At 38.5% G+C, this 18,226-nt stretch carries 16 protein-coding genes; 6 read left to right on the top strand and 10 right to left on the bottom strand.

Annotated features, from left to right (window positions below):
* Window positions 1–2 precede the first annotated feature (2 nt).
* Entirely contained in the window at window positions 3–1,265 is a 1,263-nt protein-coding gene (locus ACZ1GR_RS17040) for a 3-isopropylmalate dehydratase large subunit (protein ID WP_472610045.1), read from the bottom strand.
* 256 nt (window positions 1,266–1,521) lie between these two features.
* Here ACZ1GR_RS17040 and ACZ1GR_RS17035 point away from each other — a divergent pair, with 256 nt between their 5' ends.
* Complete coding sequence (locus ACZ1GR_RS17035) at window positions 1,522–2,793, top strand: MFS transporter (protein WP_472610044.1); 1,272 nt, start codon at window positions 1,522–1,524, stop codon at window positions 2,791–2,793.
* Window positions 2,794–2,799: 6 nt separating this feature from the next.
* A complete protein-coding gene (locus ACZ1GR_RS17030; RefSeq protein WP_472610043.1) occupies window positions 2,800–3,447 on the top strand; it encodes an NAD(P)H-dependent oxidoreductase in 648 nt (215 codons plus the stop codon).
* A gap of 50 nt (window positions 3,448–3,497) precedes the next feature.
* Here the strand turns inward: ACZ1GR_RS17030 and ACZ1GR_RS17025 are convergent, their stop codons facing one another.
* From ACZ1GR_RS17025 to aceE, 5 genes are all read right to left on the bottom strand, one after another.
* Window positions 3,498–4,010, bottom strand: a complete 513-nt coding sequence (locus tag ACZ1GR_RS17025) for a DUF3598 family protein (protein WP_472610042.1) — start codon at window positions 4,008–4,010, stop codon at window positions 3,498–3,500.
* A gap of 121 nt (window positions 4,011–4,131) precedes the next feature.
* Window positions 4,132–4,854: a hypothetical protein gene (locus ACZ1GR_RS17020; protein ID WP_472610041.1), complete on the bottom strand. Its 723-nt coding sequence runs from the start codon at window positions 4,852–4,854 to the stop codon at window positions 4,132–4,134.
* Between the two features lie 86 nt (window positions 4,855–4,940).
* Window positions 4,941–5,606 (bottom strand): hypothetical protein, encoded by a 666-nt coding sequence (locus ACZ1GR_RS17015; RefSeq protein ID WP_472610040.1) that lies wholly within the window; start codon window positions 5,604–5,606, stop codon window positions 4,941–4,943.
* Between the two features lie 28 nt (window positions 5,607–5,634).
* Window positions 5,635–7,254 carry a 2-oxo acid dehydrogenase subunit E2 gene (locus ACZ1GR_RS17010; RefSeq protein ID WP_472610039.1) on the bottom strand — a complete coding sequence of 540 codons (1,620 nt, stop codon included), beginning with the start codon at window positions 7,252–7,254 and terminating at the stop codon, window positions 5,635–5,637.
* 21 nt (window positions 7,255–7,275) lie between these two features.
* Window positions 7,276–9,954, bottom strand: a complete 2,679-nt coding sequence (gene aceE, locus ACZ1GR_RS17005; RefSeq protein ID WP_472610038.1) for a pyruvate dehydrogenase (acetyl-transferring), homodimeric type — start codon at window positions 9,952–9,954, stop codon at window positions 7,276–7,278.
* A 139-nt stretch (window positions 9,955–10,093) separates the two neighbouring features.
* On the opposite strand from aceE, the gene ACZ1GR_RS17000 reads away from it, so the two are divergent.
* The 4 genes from ACZ1GR_RS17000 to ACZ1GR_RS16985 are packed head-to-tail and all read left to right on the top strand — an operon-like array spanning window position 10,094 to window position 13,989.
* The gene (locus ACZ1GR_RS17000; protein ID WP_472610037.1) at window positions 10,094–11,551 is read left to right on the top strand and encodes an amidohydrolase family protein; all 1,458 of its coding nucleotides are present in this window, start codon (window positions 10,094–10,096) and stop codon (window positions 11,549–11,551) included.
* A gap of 23 nt (window positions 11,552–11,574) precedes the next feature.
* Window positions 11,575–12,393: an alpha/beta fold hydrolase gene (locus tag ACZ1GR_RS16995; RefSeq protein WP_472610036.1), complete on the top strand. Its 819-nt coding sequence runs from the start codon at window positions 11,575–11,577 to the stop codon at window positions 12,391–12,393.
* Between the two features lie 11 nt (window positions 12,394–12,404).
* The gene (locus ACZ1GR_RS16990) at window positions 12,405–12,947 is read left to right on the top strand and encodes a VOC family protein (protein WP_472610035.1); all 543 of its coding nucleotides are present in this window, start codon (window positions 12,405–12,407) and stop codon (window positions 12,945–12,947) included.
* Between the two features lie 10 nt (window positions 12,948–12,957).
* Window positions 12,958–13,989 (top strand): CpcT/CpeT family chromophore lyase, encoded by a 1,032-nt coding sequence (locus ACZ1GR_RS16985; protein ID WP_472610034.1) that lies wholly within the window; start codon window positions 12,958–12,960, stop codon window positions 13,987–13,989.
* Window positions 13,990–13,999: 10 nt separating this feature from the next.
* On the opposite strand, the gene ACZ1GR_RS16980 is transcribed toward ACZ1GR_RS16985, so the two are convergent.
* The 4 genes from ACZ1GR_RS16980 to ACZ1GR_RS16965 all read right to left on the bottom strand — a co-directional run bounded on the left by ACZ1GR_RS16980 (window position 14,000) and on the right by ACZ1GR_RS16965 (window position 18,161).
* The gene (locus ACZ1GR_RS16980; protein WP_472611835.1) at window positions 14,000–14,851 is read right to left on the bottom strand and encodes a sulfurtransferase; all 852 of its coding nucleotides are present in this window, start codon (window positions 14,849–14,851) and stop codon (window positions 14,000–14,002) included.
* Window positions 14,852–15,035: 184 nt separating this feature from the next.
* Window positions 15,036–15,755, bottom strand: a complete 720-nt coding sequence (locus tag ACZ1GR_RS16975) for a chromophore lyase CpcT/CpeT (RefSeq protein WP_472610033.1) — start codon at window positions 15,753–15,755, stop codon at window positions 15,036–15,038.
* Between the two features lie 16 nt (window positions 15,756–15,771).
* Window positions 15,772–17,271 (bottom strand): flavin monoamine oxidase family protein, encoded by a 1,500-nt coding sequence (locus tag ACZ1GR_RS16970; protein ID WP_472610032.1) that lies wholly within the window; start codon window positions 17,269–17,271, stop codon window positions 15,772–15,774.
* Window positions 17,268–18,161 (bottom strand): DUF1838 family protein, encoded by an 894-nt coding sequence (locus ACZ1GR_RS16965; protein WP_472610031.1) that lies wholly within the window; start codon window positions 18,159–18,161, stop codon window positions 17,268–17,270. Before ACZ1GR_RS16965 ends, ACZ1GR_RS16970 begins: the two co-directional genes overlap by 4 nt.
* Window positions 18,162–18,226: the final 65 nt, after the last annotated feature.

Raw genomic sequence — 18,226 nt, 5'->3', positions numbered from 1 at the left:
TATTACCTATCAAAAGTTCTCGGATCCGTAATTTCTCCGCGAATAGCCGAAGCTGCAACTACAGAAGGAGAGGTCAAATAAATTTCTGCTTGTTTACTACCCATACGGCCTGTCATATTTCGGTTTCCTGCACTTAAAACGATATCGCCATCACCGGCAACTCCAGTATGTATTCCAGCGCATGCAGCACAACTTGGTGTATCTACAGCAACGCCAGCCTTTATCAATGTTTCTAAATGACCCGCTTGTAAAGCCTCAAGATAAACGGTCTGACTGGCAGGTACCAAAATCATGTTTACATCACGATGTACTTGTTTGTCTTTCATTATTTCGGCCATGGTAGCAATATCCTCTAATCTTCCATTGGTACAAGTTCCCACAAAGGCTTTATTAAATTTTTTACCCAGTAATTTATCCACGGTTACAGTATCATCCAATTTACCCGGCATGGCCACCGTAGGTGCTAAATCAGAAATATCAATATCATAAACCATATCGTATTCCGCATCATCATCACTCTTCAAAAATTCCCACTTATCTCTTGTTCGATTTCTCAGATACCTTTCAGTAACCTTATCTGGGGCAACAATTCCATTTTTGGCGCCAAGGTCAACAGTCATGTTACATAGTGTCATCCTACCTGCCATGCTTAAGCTCTCAATTGCAGGGCCTGTAAACTCTAATGCCTTGTATAGCAAATGACCGTTCCAGTGCATCATACCCATTATATGAAGACTTAAATCCTTGGCCATAACCCATGGTTGCCATTTACCCGTAATATTGAACTTGACCGACTTAGGAATTCTAAACCAGGCTTTACCTGTTGCCATGGCAACGGCGGCATCGGTCACGCCAATTGCATTACCCATAGCGCCAACTGCCCCATAGGTATTTGCATGAGAATCCGTTCCAATACTAATAGTACCAGGAAGCACATGACCTTGCTCTACCATTATTTGATGTGCAATACCTTGTCTGCCTAAATCATAAAAATTGGTGATATCATGCTGTTTCACCACTTCTCGCCACTCATTTAACATATTGGCGAACTTCTGGTTAGGTGGTGGCACTAAGTGGTCGGAAACACAAATTACACGGTCCTTATCAAATACTTCGGTCTTACCTAAAGATCTGAACTTATCAAAACATGTTTTCCCAAGATAATCCATAGTCATAACCGTATGAATATCAGTCCATACTAGTTCTCCTGGTATAACTTTATCTCTGCCGCTACTGCGAGCCATTATCTTTTCTGTAATGGTCATTCCCATATTTTAGAAGATTTATGTGATTATCTTATTTTGTCTAAGATATTTATTTTATTTTAGTTAACAATATTAATTATTAATAAAGTTAATCGTTTTTGCTAAAATAAAATGTTTCTTATTGATTTATAGACTTTTAAGTAAAAAATAAGTTTGTAATCTATATCAAATCATTGATTTATAACAACCAATTTGGTTTTTGTACATTCAACATATTAGCAGAAATTCAATTCAAGAACCACTAAAAAAAGACACTTTGGAAAAACGAAGCTTTAAAGAATTTAAATTTGGATGGCCTGTTATCTTATCATCAACTTTCGGAATTGGTCTGGGCATGTCTCCTCTTCCGTTTTACACTATAGGTGTTTTTGCGATACCACTGACCAAAAATTTTGGATGGGGAATGGATACCGTAATGGGAGGCCTAACCGTATTTACTTTTGCAGCTTTAGTTGCAAGCCCATTGGTTGGATATATCGCCGATAAAATTGGAGCACGTAAAACCGCAATGTGGTCTTTATTCTTATTTGGCCTCACGTTTATAGCTTTCAATCTCAATACTGGCTCGCCTTTGATGTACTATATTTTGTGGGGGCTTTTGGCATTTACAGGAGCCGGAACATTACCTATGACCTGGACACGGGCCATTAACAATTGGTTTAATGAAAATCGTGGGTTGGCCTTAGGCTTATCATTATTGGGCACAGGGATTTTTGGTGCCTTTGCAAAACTTTACGCCTTTTCACTAATTGAAAAATTCGGATGGAAAACAGCTTATATAGGTGTAGGGCTTTTACCTATTCTAATCGCTCTGCCCCTTGCTTTTTTCTTTTTTAGAGACACTGATGACCCCAAAGTGGCAAATAAACTGGCCAAACTTAGAGAGGAAGTGCCGAGCCACAAACAAGTGAACAAAGCGGGATTGACCGTTAAACAGGCCCTTGCCGATTGGCGTTTTTGGATATTGGCTTTCTGTTTCATTTTGATTTCCTTCGGTGTTGGTGGCCCCATTCCAAATCTAGAGCGTCTATTTAGCTCCAAAGGTTTTGATACTTCTGATGCGGTAATACTGGCAAGCTCTATTGGATATGCCGTTTTAATAGGTAGATTGGTTGGAGGTTATCTTATTGATCGCTTTTGGGCGCCGGCAGTGGCATTCGTATTATTAAGTATCCCTGCAATTTCGTGCATTCTACTGCAGTCAGCAGATCTTACCTATACCAATGCACTCATTGCGGTAATTATTCTAGGGTTTGGAGCTGGAGTCGAATATGACCTTATGGCCTACTTGGTTTCCCGCTATTTTGGAATGAAGAACTATGCGGCTATTTATGGATTCCTTTATGGTTTCTTTGCTGTTGGAGCGGGATTTGGACCTGTGATTTTCGGTAAATTCTTTACAGCCAGTGGAACTTATGACTCTATTTTAGGTTATGCCGCCATCGCTTTTATTGTTGGGTCAATACCGCTATTATTTTTAGGAAAGTATCGTGTTTTTAAACCCGAACTAGAATCTTCTGAATCATAGTTTCTTATGAAAGTGCTAATCGTACATGCCCATGAAAACCCAGATTCGTTTTGCTCAGCTTTAGCAAATAGGGCAAAAGCAACTTTTGAAGATTTAGGCCATACCGTTAAGCTGTCGGATTTATATCTCAACAAATTTAATCCGGTAGGTGGCAAACATGATTTTAAAAAGTTATCCAATGGCAACTATTATAAATATGCATCTGAACAGATGAATGCACACGAACATAATGCATTTGCACCCGAACTAAAAACTGAAATGAAAATGTTGGTAGAAGCTGATGTTCTTATTTTTAATTTTCCGTTATGGTGGTTCGATATGCCAGCTATTTTAAAAGGTTGGGTAGACCGAGTTCTTGCTTATGGTTTTGCCTATGGTGGTAACTATGGCTTTTTTGATAAAGGAAGGTTTAAAGGAAAACATGCATTTTTATGTGTGACCACTGGAAGTCCGGCAGAATTTTATACCCCAGCAGGAGCCCATGGAAGAACATTGACAGACATTTTACAAAATATTCACCAAGGCATATTAGGATTAGTAGGTTATACGGTACTACCCAATTTTGAGGCATATGGCGTATCTAGAATTTCCGATGAAGAGCGTGCGCAACTACTTGTAGATTATGAAGCGTACATTAAAAAACACTTTGCATAAAAAAAGAGACTTATGATAAGTCTCTTTTTAATTTCTTTTAAAATCTTTTTCTAATTATCAGAACGAGACTTTTGTCCGTTTGTTCTGTTCTTAGGAAGGTCTTCCCAAAACTGAGGGTCAATACCATCTTGTCCGCATACCTTTCGTTCTTCAATCATAGTTACCCCATTAAATACGTCGCCATCAGACCATTTCCATACACGAATACGATGATCATCGTTTCCTATCAAATCAATTTGTTCGAACAGCATCATTCCAGGTCTGTGCTTGTACTCCCATATAAGGACCACGCTTCTGCCAGTCTCCCAAGCTTTACCTGAAAGTCTAGGGTTTTCAAAAATCAACTCCCCTTCTTCATTAAAAGGGCATATACCAAAATCAAGACATTCCTTAAAACCATCATCCCACATATATTCATTTACTTGATGGTATTTTCTATCAGGCAACATCGCACAAGTAAGCCTACTATTCCACTGATCGATTAGTTTACCATCTGCTCCAATTCTTTTATAGGTGCCTTCCCAAATACCAGCGTGCTTAGGAAATAGTTTTAATTCTTTCATTTTATTTCGTGTTACAAATTGTTATAAAAATAGTTAATATTATTAATCATTAATAAAATTAACTATTAAAATTTATCGGTAAAATGATATTTATCATTTTCTGAAGAAATATTTTCCTTGGTCAATTAATGAATTCTACACTTTCTAACTCATAATGCGTTTGCATATAACCGGCAGCACCTGCTTTTAAAAAAAGATAATCATCATCTGCAGTAACCCAAACATGGTATGGTGGATGTTCTTCCAGCAAACTACCCGCTGTATCACCGACTGAAAAATGCCTTGCATTAAAAGTACCGGCAGCTACGGTAATTTCTTCTTCACCATGATATTCGATACTCATTTTGGCCATTTTAAAAAGCATTGGCCCCGTCGCACCTCTATGATCGGGAGAAGTAAGTAAAAAATCATTTAGAAGTTGCTTGCCTTTACCTTTTGACAGATCATAGGTCTTCATTAATAGACCATCTCCCAAAATAGGATGCGCTTGCAACCATTTAACGGGTGTTTCAGTTTCAATACGCTGAGAAATGCGACCGTCTTTAGCATTTATCATTTCACATTCTGCATAGGTCGGGGTTACCCTAAACCACCCTGAACCTTCAAATTTATCACCGACCGAGAGTCTGACGCTGCAATCTAAAGGGGTACCATCTTTTTCCATTGCAATGATTACATCTCTAACTACATTAGGTTCATCATCTATTTCGCAATGTGCTTGCATCACTACGGTATCATCGCTCTGTGTCGTCAAGGTAAAATATTCTCGGCCACGTTCTTGGTCCATGCGCTCAGGCTTCTTACTTGTATATTTGATATGACCTCTTATAATTTTATGTTTCATCCTTGTATCTCTATTCTGATTTAAGTCAGATGTAATTCGCAATAAATCGTACTCGCATTACAAATACCTTAAAAACTAATTTCATATTATCCTATTAGGTGTAAGCCTAGTGCAGCATTCAGGGTGGTTCCTATCCAAATTCCATATACATAAGGCATACAATTGCCCATTCTTTTTGTCATAATGGCATTTGCATTATCTATATCCTTACCCTGCATTAGATTAATGAAAGCCGGCGTGAATTTTGACAGATGATAACGAATTCCTAGCCCAAATAAAATTAAAGCGCATACTATAAGCAACTTATAATTTAAATATGGCGCTAATATAATTGTAGGATTCATTATTGAATAAATAGCAAAACTTCCCATAACAATAACAATAACTATACGTGACCAGTAATCTATTGCCTTTAGTTTTTTCTTTTTTGCTTCGTTCTTGCTAAAATGCAGTGTCAAAACAAGTGCTAACCACAGCAGACTAAAGCCCCAGAGTGCCATAAGGCCTAAACCACTGATTTTAACCAGCCCAACCATTGATGCCATATGAATACCAGTAGGTGTTATCAAAGGCATAGCGATTCTCGGTCCTAAATCGCAGCCCAACAATATCTGCAAAGCAGTAGCTCTCTGAGGAGCTGATAATTTCGGGTTGATCACGAATCTACTTGAATAAAAGGTACCCATATCGGTACCTAACCAAAATACGAAAAGTAAAATGTGAAATAATTTTAAAAATAGAAACCAGTTCATTTTAAGTTTTTATTGGTTATTTATTTGATTACATGTTCCAAAGGAACCAATCTTCCAAAAGTTCTTTTACATATTTTAAAAAACGTGCGGCGTCCGCCCCATTGATAATTCTATGGTCAAAACCGATGGTCAACGGCATGATTAATCTTGGTTCAAAAGCATTGTTCATCCAAACCGCTTCTTTAGCGCTTGAGGCTACTCCTAAAATAGCAGCTTGTGGATGATTTACCAAAGGGAAAATTGCTGAAGTGCCTATTCTCCCCAAGTTAGAAATAGTAAAGGTACCCCCTTGAAGTTCATCAGGACTTATTTTCTTGGTCTTCACTTTCTCGGATAGCTGGACCAAGTCTTGAGAAATTTCCAAAACACCTTTCGAATTAGCATTACGCAATACAGGTACCATAAGACCCCTATCTGAATCTACGGCCACGCCTACATTAATGTAGTCCTTAAAAATAATCTCATTTGTATTTGTATCAAGACTTGCATTAAAAATAGGAAACTCCTCTAAAGCCTTAGCTGTCACTTTTACCAAAATACTGGTAATCGTAAGCGCTCCGCCTTTTTCTTTTACCTTATGTTTATGAGCTTGTCTTTTAGACTCTAAATTGGTAATGTCAACCTTTTCTTGAAGCCAAGCATGCGGTATCTCGCTCCAAGTAGTTGACATATTCTTACTGGTGGCTTGGGTAATACCGGCCATGGACTCCCTTCGAATACTTCCCCACTTACTAAAATCAGGCAGTTCTATTTTTGATGGCGCTACGACCGCTCCTCTATTTTGGTGCAAGGCCTTTGAGTAGTCTTTTACATCTTGTACTGATATTCTGCTACTGCCTTCCGGTAAGGTCATGGTTGTAATATCTATACCTATCTCTCTAGCAATTTTTCTGGCTAAAGGCGAAGATCTAAACTTACCCTTCCTTTCAGTTTTCTGCAAATAGGTAGGCATCGAAAGCATTGATTTGGAAACCTCGGGTGTCGGCGGCAGGCTATCTGCAGCCACTTCGGGTTCCTTAACTTTTTCAATGCTTTCTTCAGTTACTGAAGAACTTTCTGTTTTTAGAGAAACTATTGGAACCCCCTCGCTTATTTCATCTCCAATCTGCACAAGTATTTTCTCTACAATACCAGCTTCATCCGCGGGAACCTCAACTACGACCTTATCGGTTTCGACCTCCATTAATGTTTGCTCTAATGTAATCGTATCCCCATCTTTTATATGAACAGCTATTATAGTGCCTTTCTCTATTCCCTCACCTAATGATGGGAGTTTTAGTTCAGTAATCGCTTGAACACCGGAGTTCACTTTTTTATTAGTTTTTTGTGCTACTTCTGTATCGCTAACGAGTGTCATTACGGCTCGCTCTTGTTCTTCTGAAATGACAACAGGTTCTGAAGCGATGACGGCTTCACCCCCGCTTAATTGAATAATCGGGGTGCCCTCACTTATTTCGTCGCCAATATTAACCAGCAGTTTTTCTACGGTTCCTGATGCATCAGATGGTACTTCTACCACAACTTTGTCCGTTTCTACCTCCATCAATGTTTGCTCTGTAGTAACTGAGTCGCCAACTTTGACCGCAATGGAAATAATAGTTCCTTTCTCTATGCCTTCACCCAAGGATGGTAATTTAAGCTCCGTCATTTTCTTTTGCTTTAATTTGAATTAAATCGCTGCCGGATTTGTTTTTTTAACATCTATCTGATGCTTCTTTATAAAGTCTTTGACTTCTTTTAAGGTCACTATATCATCTTGATGTAACAACTGTAATGCACTCAAAGCAATATATTTAGCACTTATCTCAAAATGATTTCTTAAATCGTTTCTTCCTTCACTTAAGCCGTAACCATCTGTACCCAGAACATGATATCTTTCGGGCATCCATTTTGAGATACCCATACCTAACTGCTTGACATAGTCAGAGGCAGAAACAAAAACACCAGATTCATTTTCCAATAAAGTTTCGATATAGTTCTTTGGCTTGTTTACCGCCGTAGACAACAGTCTTTCTCTTTCCACATCCAAGGCGTCTCTTTGCAGTTCCGTATAACTGGTGACACTCCAAATGTCAGTTGAAATATTCATCTCTTCCAACAGGGCTTTGGCTTCAATCACTTGCATCATTATGGAACCACTGCCCATTAAATGCGCTTTACGTCCTTTCGATACTTTTTTACTTGATTTTTGATAGCGATACATTCCCTTGATTATGCCTTCCGTTACACCTTCAGGCATAAGTGGCATCGCATAATTCTCGTTGGTTACGGTGATATAGTAGAAAATCTTTTCTTGCTTTTCGTACATACGGTAAATACCATCTTTAACAATTACCGCCAATTCGAATGCAAAAGTTGGGTCGTAACTCTTCATATTGGGGACAATACTGGAAAGTACGTGAGAATGGCCATCTTGGTGCTGTACTCCTTCTCCGTTCAAAGTAGTTCTGCCAGATGTTCCACCAATTAAAAAACCTTTCACCATCATATCACCGCAGGCCCAAATCATATCACCTACCCTTTGAAAACCAAAGATGGAATAGAAAATATAGAACGGAATCATAGGCAATCCGTGCAATGAATAAGCAGAACCAGCAGCCATAAAAGACGCCAAAGCTCCTGCCTCGCAGATACCTTCTTGCAATATTTGACCATCGGTACTCTCACGGTAATACGAAATACTACCCGTATCAACCGGCTGATATAATTGCCCTTTAGGCTGATAAATTCCTGCATGACGGAAAAGTCCATCCATACCGAACGTTCGTGCCTCATCTGGTATAATGGGTACGATATAATCTTTTACACCCTCATGACGAAGTAACTTAGAAATGATTCTGACCAGTACCATGGTTGTAGAAACCTCACGGTCATCAGTACCCGCGTAAAACTCGTCAAAAAGAGCATCTTCTGGGGTTTTTATGGGCTTACTCTCGTCTTTGCGTTCCGGTAAATAACCTCCTAATATCTCACGCTGTTTCCGTAAGTATTGCATTTCTGGACTATTATCCGAAGGCTTGTAGAATGTAGCTTTTGCAGCTTCTTCTTCACTCAAGGGAATACCAAATCTTTTGGCAGCCTCAATACGTTCGTCCGCACTCATGTTCTTCTTTTGGTGAGTAGTATTTTTACCTTCACCTGAACTGCCCATACCATAACCTTTTAGCGTTTTCATTAAAATAACACTAGGCTTTCCGTTAGGCCTTGCTGCCTTTTCAAAAGCAGCGAATATCTTTTTGTAGTCGTGTCCGCCTCTTCTTATAGTCCTTATTTCCTCATCTGAAAGCGATTGCATCAATTTTTCTAATTCAGGATTGTCCTTAACCCAATGTTCACGTACCTTATCACCGGGCAATACGGAATACAATTGGTAGTCACCGTCCAATGCTCTTTCCATTCTATCTACCAAAATACCCTTATCATCACGAGCCAAAAGTTCATCCCACTCACTACCCCAAATCACCTTGGTAACATTCCATCCAGCGCCCAAGAAACTACGCTCCAATTCTTGAATTACTTTTCCGTTACCGCGTACAGGACCGTCCAAACGCTGTAGGTTACAATTTACCACCAGAACAAAATTGTCCAGCTGTTCACGAGAAGCAATGTTCAATGTTCCTAAAGTTTCAGGTTCATCCATTTCACCATCTCCTACAAAAGCCCAGACAAGTCCACCCTTTTTAGGTTTTAAGCCTCTGTTTTCTAAATACTTCTGAAAACGAGCTTGATAGATGGCACTTACCCCAATAAGTCCCATTGATGCCGAGGGAATTTCCCAAAAATCCGGCATTCTTCGTGGATGGGGATAAGAAGGTAGACCGCCTTCTTTCTGTAATTCTCTCCTGAAATTTTTTAGTTTATCTTCAGTAAGTCTTCCCTCTAAAAAAGCTCTCGCATATACACCGGGGGAAGCATGTGGCTGAAATGAAACCAAATCTCCACCATAATCTTCAGATTTTTTCTTGAAGATGTGATTTTGACCCACCTCATACATACTAGCAGCAGAAGCATAAGTTGCAATATGCCCACCTAATCCTTCACCACCATCGTAAGCTTGTAATACCATGGCCATGGCATTCCAACGATTGATATTTTCAATCTTTTTTTCTATTACGGTATCACCCGGATATGGAGGCTGATCTTTGGGGCTAATGGTATTGATATATGGAGAATTTAAAGCCTCTCCAGCCAATTTAACACCCTTACGTTGCGCAAAAGAACGAAGTTCATGAATTAGACTACTGGTCTTATCATCACCTTGTTCGTCGATAAATTCCTCTAGTGAAGCAATCCACTCTTCTAATTCCAATTGCCACTCGCGTTTTGTTTCTACAGCTGATGTACTCATGTTACTCGTATTTTTTGGGAACAAGCATTTCATAGATTCCCGTGATAAAACATCTAAAATATAAAAAATTAGTTAACAATGTTAATTATTAATGTTATTAATTAATTATATTTAGAGAGTAGAAACAAAAAATATTGTAATGCGCACTTCATACTATTCACGATTTACCTTGATTATTTCAATACTTATGCTGACCCGGTCATGTAATAATCGACAAACTATAGAAGGTGTTCTTATCGAAAATGTAACCGCAATAGATGCTAAAAACGGTATGCAGGAGCAGACAACTATCCTTATTAAAGCAAATAAGATAACCAAGATTGGTTCTACTGAAGACTTTAAGGACATTGAGGTTTCAAATACCATTGACGGAACAGGAAAATTCCTTATTCCCGGTCTTTGGGACACTCATATTCACATGGTCTACGATCAAGATTTGACCCCCGCCATGTTCGATTTGTTTTTACTCTATGGAATTACCAGTGTTCGTGATACGGGAGGAGAAATAGATTTGCTCACCCCGTTAAAACAAGAAGCGGACAATGACACAAAAAATACTCCACGCCTTAAAATAGCAGGTCCTTTGTTAGATGGTGTGCCAACCGTATACAATGGGAAAGGAAGACTTCCTAAACTGGGCGTGAGCGTACCTACTATATCGGCAGCTAGAGAACAGGTACTTACCTTACAAAAGGAAGGTGTAGATATTTTAAAGGTATATGAAATGTTACCTCCAGAAATTTTCACCTCCATTCTAAAATTAGCGGATAGTTTAGAACTACCCGTCACGGGCCATGTGCCTTTAAGTATGGATGCAACCGAAGCTGCAAATTTAGGAATGCGTAGCATGGAACACCTACGTAATCTTGAGTTTGCCTTTGTTAAAAATTGGGATAGTCTAAAAATTTCGAGAAGAACTATGCTTGAAAATCAAGAGCAGCTTTCCGGAATGAAATTACGTTCCAACATACACGATGCCCAACGTTCTTTTGCATTTGCCAATGAAAATGCAGAAAGAAAAAAGGAAGTTTTAGCGGCACTTAGACAAAATCAAACCTGGCAAGTGCCAACACTTACTATAATTACCGTTGCGGCAGAACGCTTTTTTGATACACCTGAATGGAAAGAAACCTTTAACCTAGTGCCGGATACTGTCGGTAACGGCTGGGCTTCGAGACTTGAAAAATATGCGGCAACACCGGTCAGTCCAAAATTCAGGGAATATGCGGATTGGATGTTTAAAATGATTGCTGAATTGAAAGCAGCCGATGTAAAACTTATGGCAGGCACGGATACTCCCATATTTTTTCTAACCCCTGGTTATAGTCTACATGAAGAGTTGGCATTATTGGTAAAAGGCGGACTAACACCAATGGAAGCCCTTGATGCCGCGACTTTACAACCTGCCAAATATTTTAATATGGAAAACGAACTTGGTAGTATTGAACCAGGAATGTTAGCGGATTTGATTCTTTTAGAAGCGAATCCACTAGAAAACATAAGGAATACCACAACAATTCAAGCAGTTATTAGAGACGGGAAAGTGCATGATAAGATTGCACTTGACCAACTCAAGAAGAAATTAGAAAATCTATAAATCATTCATAATACCAAGTCATCATGTTAACTACGGCCAACCCAAAAATTGAAAAAGGATATGTAAAAAGTGTCTTAGGGAAGATTCACTACTGGACTATTGGTAAGGGCAATCCATTATTTTTAATACATCAATCCTCATCTTCTGGAGAAGAATATGCGGGGCTTATCCCCTATTTATCCAATAAATACCAGCTTATTTCTTTTGACTGGCCCGGTCATGGTAATTCTGATGATCCCGAAAGTGAACTAGGAGTAGAAGAATATACGGAAGCTGCTTTGGCTATTTTAAATCATTTAAACATTGAGAAGTGTAGTATTTTAGGGCATCATGGTGGGGCCTTATTGGCAATGAATATCGCTTACTTACAACCAAATAGAGTTTCTCGATTGTTACTTTCTGGAACAAGTGGGCCTAAAACCAAAGAAGAGGCCGAAGCTTTTAAAAATAACCTCCCCATAAAACGGCATCATGAAATTGAAAAAGACGGACAGTCTATTCTAGACACTTGGAAAAGATACCTTCAATATATTCCTGATACAGACACCAAAAATGTAATGATTGCCTTTATTCACAATCTGAGTTCCAAACTAAGACCTTATGATGCACACTACGGCGTGTTGGGCTGGGATAGAAACCCCGCATTAGAAAGCCTTGAATGTCCTGTACTGCTTATTCAAGGAGGACAAGATGCATTTGTGAGTCGACAAGAACAATTGTTGAATATCATACCAAATAGTGAAAGAAAGGTCTTGCAAAATGCTGGGGCCTTCCTGTTTTTTGAAAAACCAAAAGAATGTAGCGAATTAATTCATTCCTTTTTAAGCAAAGAAGAATCTTAAACCACATGAAAATGAAGAAAATCATCTTTTTAAAACTTGTTACGGTACTATTTATCTTAGGTTTCTCGAGTCTAATAAATGCCCAAAAAGACACGACAAATACCGAATTTGCAGATGAGGACTTACTATTTAAGCGGACAAACCTTCTTATAAGTAATGCAGAAAAGTCTTTGGAAATTTACCAGAACATTTTAGGTTTTTCAATTTTTAGTAGGAAAAAATCCGCTCCGGACTCTTATTCATATCCTGTGTTTAAAATTCCAAAAGAAGCTGAAATCTCATTTATAACTTTAAATTCTCCCACTCAAGAAAGAACACTAGCCTTGACCGAAGTAAAAGGGATTGAGCTACCGAAACCCGGTATTCCGATCATGACCGCTGCCGTTATAAAAGTCGGTGATTTGAAAAAAGTAATGAATAAAATAGAAGCTTTAGGTTTGGAAACCACCGAGCCAAGGAGAGCGAAAAATCATGAATTTTATTTTGTAGAACAGGCTTTTATAGATTACGATGGGCATTTAATCGTACTCTATGAACTAGAAAGTCTAAAATAAACCAATTTCAATGAAAACTTTACATCTTTATATTTCTGCAATCTTTTTGGTACTATTAGCGCCCCTTTATTCGCAAAACGAAAATTATGAAGAGCGAAATTACACCTATCAAGAACGTGAATTGGAATACTTGATGAAAATATGGCCTGGAGAGTATGATAATGTGGAACAAATCGATTTTGATGCTTATCTCAAAAAAGATACTCCAGAAAAGGGAAAACATGAACGCGTTCATAATTTTACCAAAAAAGTAACTCTACCAAAATTCGGGGCCTACGTAATGTATGTCGAAGAATACCAAAATGACGACCCCTCAAATATTACAAGGCAAAGTATTTACAGCCTATCAGCTGATGAGGAAGCAAAAGCCATACGTATTAAAACCTATCATTTTAAGAGTCCAACACCTCAGCTAGCTGCCGAAAACACACTTTCTTTTTTGAACAATATTTCTCCGACATCGCCTTTGTTAAATGCAGGTTGTGACCTATTGATGCAAAGGGAGGGAATGGTATTCAAAGGAAAAACAGAACATAAAGACTGTAATGTATCTTCCGATTCAAAAATTACTTTGGACTATCAAATTACAGTCGGAGAAAAGGATTATACTTTTAAAGAAATCAAGTATGATAGGGCAACTGGAAGGCGTTTGCAAGAGACTGAACAGCTATCCGCTTACCTTTTAGAAAAATCACGATGTTTTGTGTGTATGATAGACTTTCCGAACGCGACAAACGGAAGACCCACTATAACCAAGTATTATATACCCATACATGACCAAGGGGGCAAATTTGAATTTGACTATGACGATGGCAGGCATATGGTCTTAGGCATGCGAAATACATGGTCTTTAGGAATGCAACGGGAAACCTTTGTAATCTTTATTCAAGAAGGTTCACAAAAAGGAAAAACACTTATTTATTCATGGGGAAATCCGGGGGCGGACCGAATAGGTTTTAACCCCGGATGGATTCGTGTACAATGTGATTTAGACACACCGGAAAATAGAAAGTTACAGCATGCACTAAGACCGGGTTCTTAAAAATATAAGGTTATTCTTTTGTGGCTATGGGTTTATCATTTCTAGACCATTCGCTCCATGAACCTACATAGAGATTAGGTATTTTAAAACCAGCATGATTTAAGGCCAAAAGAGTATGGCAAGCTGTTACACCAGAACCACAGTGAACCGTCACATTTTTTGAAGGTATATCGCCTATTATATTTTTGTATTTGATATTCAGTTCTTCTGATGATAAAAAGAGACCATCTGCATTTACATTGCCTGTGAGTGGCACGTTAATTGCCCCAGGAATATGACCGGCAATTAAGTCTATAGGCTCTGTTTCTCCTTTGTAACGTTCTTCGGCCCGAACATCTATTACAATATGGTTTTCATCTTGCACATTTTTCTCGACCTCGTCAATGTTTGTTAATGGTAAAGACCATTTTTTAATTTCATAAGATGAAACTTCGTGGGTAGACTCCTCGCCTGAATTTGTAGGAAAACCAACTTTAACGGCTTCTTTCATGCCACCATTGAGTACTTGTAATCTTTTGTGGCCCACTGCTTTCAACATCCACCAAAAACGTGCAGCTGCCATAGCCCCATTTGTAGCGTCGTACACAACCACATGACTTTCTTTAGTAATACCCAAAGAAGCCAAAACCTTAGAAAATTCCGTAATACTTGGCAAAGGGTGTCGTCCACCGTTCGCAGCATCTTCTTTTATGTCGGATAATTGTTTGTTTAAATCCACATAAAGTGCTCCCTTTAAATGCGCTTTGAGATAATCGGCTTTAGCACTTTTACCAAATCTTGCATCGATTAGTATTAGATCTTCTTTGTTTTTAATATTGAAAAGTTCAATCCCCGAAATTAGTGGTGAAAAATCAGTGGACATAACATTAAAATTTTTGGCCGTTATAACTTCCTCTTCAAAATCTAAAGTGTCCTGATTTTTTTGAATCTTTTTACATCCAAACAAAATCAGTACTAAAACAAGCAGTGCTGCTTTACCAAAATCTATCATTGTATAGAACTTTAAAACAGCACTTTTTTGCATAAATGTAACAAGTTCGACCTTATTAATTGATTCTATCTAAATTATGAAACTTATAATCGGCAGCAGTAGAAATAACCGAATCGGTTTCTTTGTCAGTAATTTTATCTCTGTAAGCAAAAACATCTTCGCTCAACATTACTTCATAATTAAAAGTTTTAGTGCCAAAGGTGCAGTCTTTTCCGTTCATCTTCATATTGTATTTTCCATCAACTTGTTTTACCAAAAGATCACAGATATCTGGATAAGAGCTGATTTCTTCTACGGAAAGACTATCTAAAACAGAAGGATTTTTCCAAGCGCCAACATATTTTTTCTTATCCTTAAAAGGCCACATTTTCACCCGTATTACACTATCTACCTCGCTAATTGTATAAATACGTTGTCTATAAGTTGAATCGGGTTGATGATCTCTATATTCTTCAACATACAAAACATGTTCGGCAATATCCGGTTTATCTAGTTTAATATAGTGCGATTCTATATTTAGATAACCGTTCTCACCAGAATCATCTAATCGCCAAACGTCTTCACCGTTCGCTTCTGCCTCAGCACATTGTTTATCGTTATTATACTTACCCGGCCACATGCGCATAATTTCATCCATCTGTTCGTTAAGGGTCAATTCTTTAACTACAGGTTCCTGTGTTTCCTCGGTTTCTTTAGCCTTTTCTTTGCAGCTGGAAGCTACAAGTAGCAAAGCAATTAAAAAAACACCGTTCAGTTTAAATTTAAAAGTTTTCATCTGTATCTATTTCGTGTTAAATTAAATTCATAATCTCAAGGGCAGCTCGTTCACCTGATTCCATTGCGCCTTCCATTCCCCTAGCTAAAACCGCAGTATGTTCGCCGGCAAAATGAATTCTGCCATTTGGTTTTGCTATTTCTTTTGAGAAATCGGTTATTTCGCCGGGTTTCCAGTAGGCATATGCACCTCCCGCGTATGGGTTGTTTATCCAAGTCCAATAGTGTACATATTTGAGCGCTCCTTTTAGGCTGGGGCGCATCTCTTCCAAAGTTTTGGTCACAGCAGAAATTGCATCTTCACGTTTCATTTTGTCTACTGATAGGGCGACGTTGCTGTTTAGATAGGCCACACAACTGGTCACTCTATCAGGGTGGTTTATATCATTTTTCAACGCCATAAAACGACCTGCTAAATTATCACACCACATACTGGGCGGAAGTCCATCTTCTTCCCAATACTTTTTGGTAGGGACAAAATGAATTTGAGCACAAGGGGTATATGATAAATTTTGAAAGGCTTTCCCTTGTTTCCCTTCTGGAGAGGGAGACATTTTTATATTACGCAATGCAGAAGCCGGTAATGTGCACAATACATAAGGCGCCCTTAATTTTTTATCGTTCGTTAAGGTTACACTGGCCGCATCAGCTTCTGAAACAATAGATTTTACCGGTGATTCCAATAAAATGTCTTGTTTAAAGGCACCAGCCATAGCTTCGGGTATACGCTGATTTCCTCCTATTGCGGCCCCTCCTTTACCAGATGAAGCTGCTTGTTGGGTTATGAAATTTAAAATTTGAAAATACATCAATACAGATATACTTTTCGCATCGGCACCGTAACTAGAATTGGTACTAACTGCAAGTTTTATAGCTTCGTCCGAGAAGCCGTTTTCTTTTAATGTGGTGTAAACTGATTTATCCCATTTGGCATATTCTGAATTTTGCCAAGCTGTTAAGTCGTTTTTTGGTAAAGGATTTAATTTATCATAAACTGACCAGGCGGGAGAAGTTGGAGATCCCTTTCTATACCCTTCTGGCATTGGATTAGCGCCATGTGAACTCCAATCAGAAGGAAGAATAAGGTTATTTTTAACCGCATACAATATTTCCCCTTTTCTTGGCTCTGTTCTAGGCCTGTAAGGCCCTATCTCAACTCCATATTTTTGAGCGGCATCCAACAATCGGGCATACCCACCACCGATTCCATTGGCCCCAAGCTCTGGGTGGCCAGGCACATCGCTATCTTTTGCAGTATGCACACGCCCCCCGAATCTATCGGTCGCCTCAACAACAATAACTTTATATCCGATATTCTCTAAAGTGAGGGCAGCATTGAGCCCTGAAAGACCCGCACCTACTATGATAACATCGGCATCAAAAGATTTTTTACCTCCACTCACACATGATTCCAATCCAAAATAGAAAGGAGCCGCGGCGAGCGCCAATCCGGTTTTTTGAAGCATCTTACGACGATTCATTTTCGATACTTGATTTTTGCTTTCTAACTTTTTCATTCTTTATCCCATTCTAAAGGTTCAGTAAAAACATCTGGTTGTTTATCTTCCGTAGCTTTAATAAAAGTCTCTGGCAAATCGCTCTTATTGTAAAAGGTCTGTCCACTAGAAGTCCATATCATATGGCCAGGGGTTCCTGCCATATCGAGTAATGACAACCAAGATGTTTGACTTGTCCAGTGATAATCGGAAGGTATATGCGTATGTGATCTGTCGGTAAGATAAGCGGTGTCAAAATCATAAGTATCTAAGGTCATTTCTGTTCTCCACGTTTGAGATTTACTTTCGAACCATTTGGTAAAGGCATGTCTAGTTACATGCATACGGCCACCTATTTCTGTAAATTGTAAATTTAAAGGAGCGCCAATTGCCGTACTCTCCATCTTAAAATTAGCATCCACTACAGGTCCATTCGGGGTCATGACCCCTCCACGTATGCCAGCCCTAAAGGCAGGAACTTCAACTTCTTGACCCGTATACGGGTTGGTCATTTTATCCAAAAATTCTCCTGTTTTAGAATCTTGGTACAACAACCAACCTTTGGACTTGGTTTCGATATTACCATTATCCAATTGTCTCATTATTTTAATACCACAACCCGTATATTTAAATACTTCTTTACCAAATACATTTAAACTATCTGGTCGGTCTGTTCGAATTCCAAAAACACGGCCTTCTGAATAAGAGTAGGTTTTCTTTCCTGAAATATCACCCTGTAATTTCTCAAAAATAAGCAGTTGGTCCATCGGGTCATCCAAATTATAGGCCAACGCTGTCTTTTCAAAAACTGAAACTTCGGTATCAACTGTTTCTTCGCCACTATTTTCTTTACAACTGAAAGAAAAAACAACAAGAACCAATGACAAATAAATTTTAAATAAGGTATTCATAATGTATATGTTAATTTTCGCAAGATTCCCTAAAAATAAAATAATTAATTATATTAATAGTTAAT

The sequence above is a fragment of the Croceitalea sp. W27 genome (assembly GCF_055693185.1).
Note: the sequence above shows the minus strand (reverse complement) of the source record. Positions and strands in the feature narration are given on the sequence as shown.

What these genes read in the sequence shown, in the direction of transcription:
- ACZ1GR_RS17040 (WP_472610045.1), bottom strand. Translation starts at nt 1,265, where the DNA reads ATGACCATTACAGAAAAGATAATGGCTCGCAGTAGCGGCAGAGATAAA.
- ACZ1GR_RS17030 (WP_472610043.1), top strand. Translation starts at nt 2,800, where the DNA reads ATGAAAGTGCTAATCGTACATGCCCATGAAAACCCAGATTCGTTTTGC.
- ACZ1GR_RS17025 (WP_472610042.1), bottom strand. Translation starts at nt 4,010, where the DNA reads ATGAAAGAATTAAAACTATTTCCTAAGCACGCTGGTATTTGGGAAGGC.
- ACZ1GR_RS17020 (WP_472610041.1), bottom strand. Translation starts at nt 4,854, where the DNA reads ATGAAACATAAAATTATAAGAGGTCATATCAAATATACAAGTAAGAAG.
- ACZ1GR_RS17015 (WP_472610040.1), bottom strand. Translation starts at nt 5,606, where the DNA reads ATGAACTGGTTTCTATTTTTAAAATTATTTCACATTTTACTTTTCGTA.
- ACZ1GR_RS17010 (WP_472610039.1), bottom strand. Translation starts at nt 7,254, where the DNA reads ATGACGGAGCTTAAATTACCATCCTTGGGTGAAGGCATAGAGAAAGGA.
- aceE (WP_472610038.1), bottom strand. Translation starts at nt 9,954, where the DNA reads ATGAGTACATCAGCTGTAGAAACAAAACGCGAGTGGCAATTGGAATTA.
- ACZ1GR_RS17000 (WP_472610037.1), top strand. Translation starts at nt 10,094, where the DNA reads ATGCGCACTTCATACTATTCACGATTTACCTTGATTATTTCAATACTT.
- ACZ1GR_RS16995 (WP_472610036.1), top strand. Translation starts at nt 11,575, where the DNA reads ATGTTAACTACGGCCAACCCAAAAATTGAAAAAGGATATGTAAAAAGT.
- ACZ1GR_RS16990 (WP_472610035.1), top strand. Translation starts at nt 12,405, where the DNA reads ATGAAGAAAATCATCTTTTTAAAACTTGTTACGGTACTATTTATCTTA.
- ACZ1GR_RS16985 (WP_472610034.1), top strand. Translation starts at nt 12,958, where the DNA reads ATGAAAACTTTACATCTTTATATTTCTGCAATCTTTTTGGTACTATTA.
- ACZ1GR_RS16980 (WP_472611835.1), bottom strand. Translation starts at nt 14,851, where the DNA reads ATGTCCACTGATTTTTCACCACTAATTTCGGGGATTGAACTTTTCAAT.
- ACZ1GR_RS16975 (WP_472610033.1), bottom strand. Translation starts at nt 15,755, where the DNA reads ATGAAAACTTTTAAATTTAAACTGAACGGTGTTTTTTTAATTGCTTTG.
- ACZ1GR_RS16970 (WP_472610032.1), bottom strand. Translation starts at nt 17,271, where the DNA reads ATGAAAAAGTTAGAAAGCAAAAATCAAGTATCGAAAATGAATCGTCGT.
- ACZ1GR_RS16965 (WP_472610031.1), bottom strand. Translation starts at nt 18,161, where the DNA reads ATGAATACCTTATTTAAAATTTATTTGTCATTGGTTCTTGTTGTTTTT.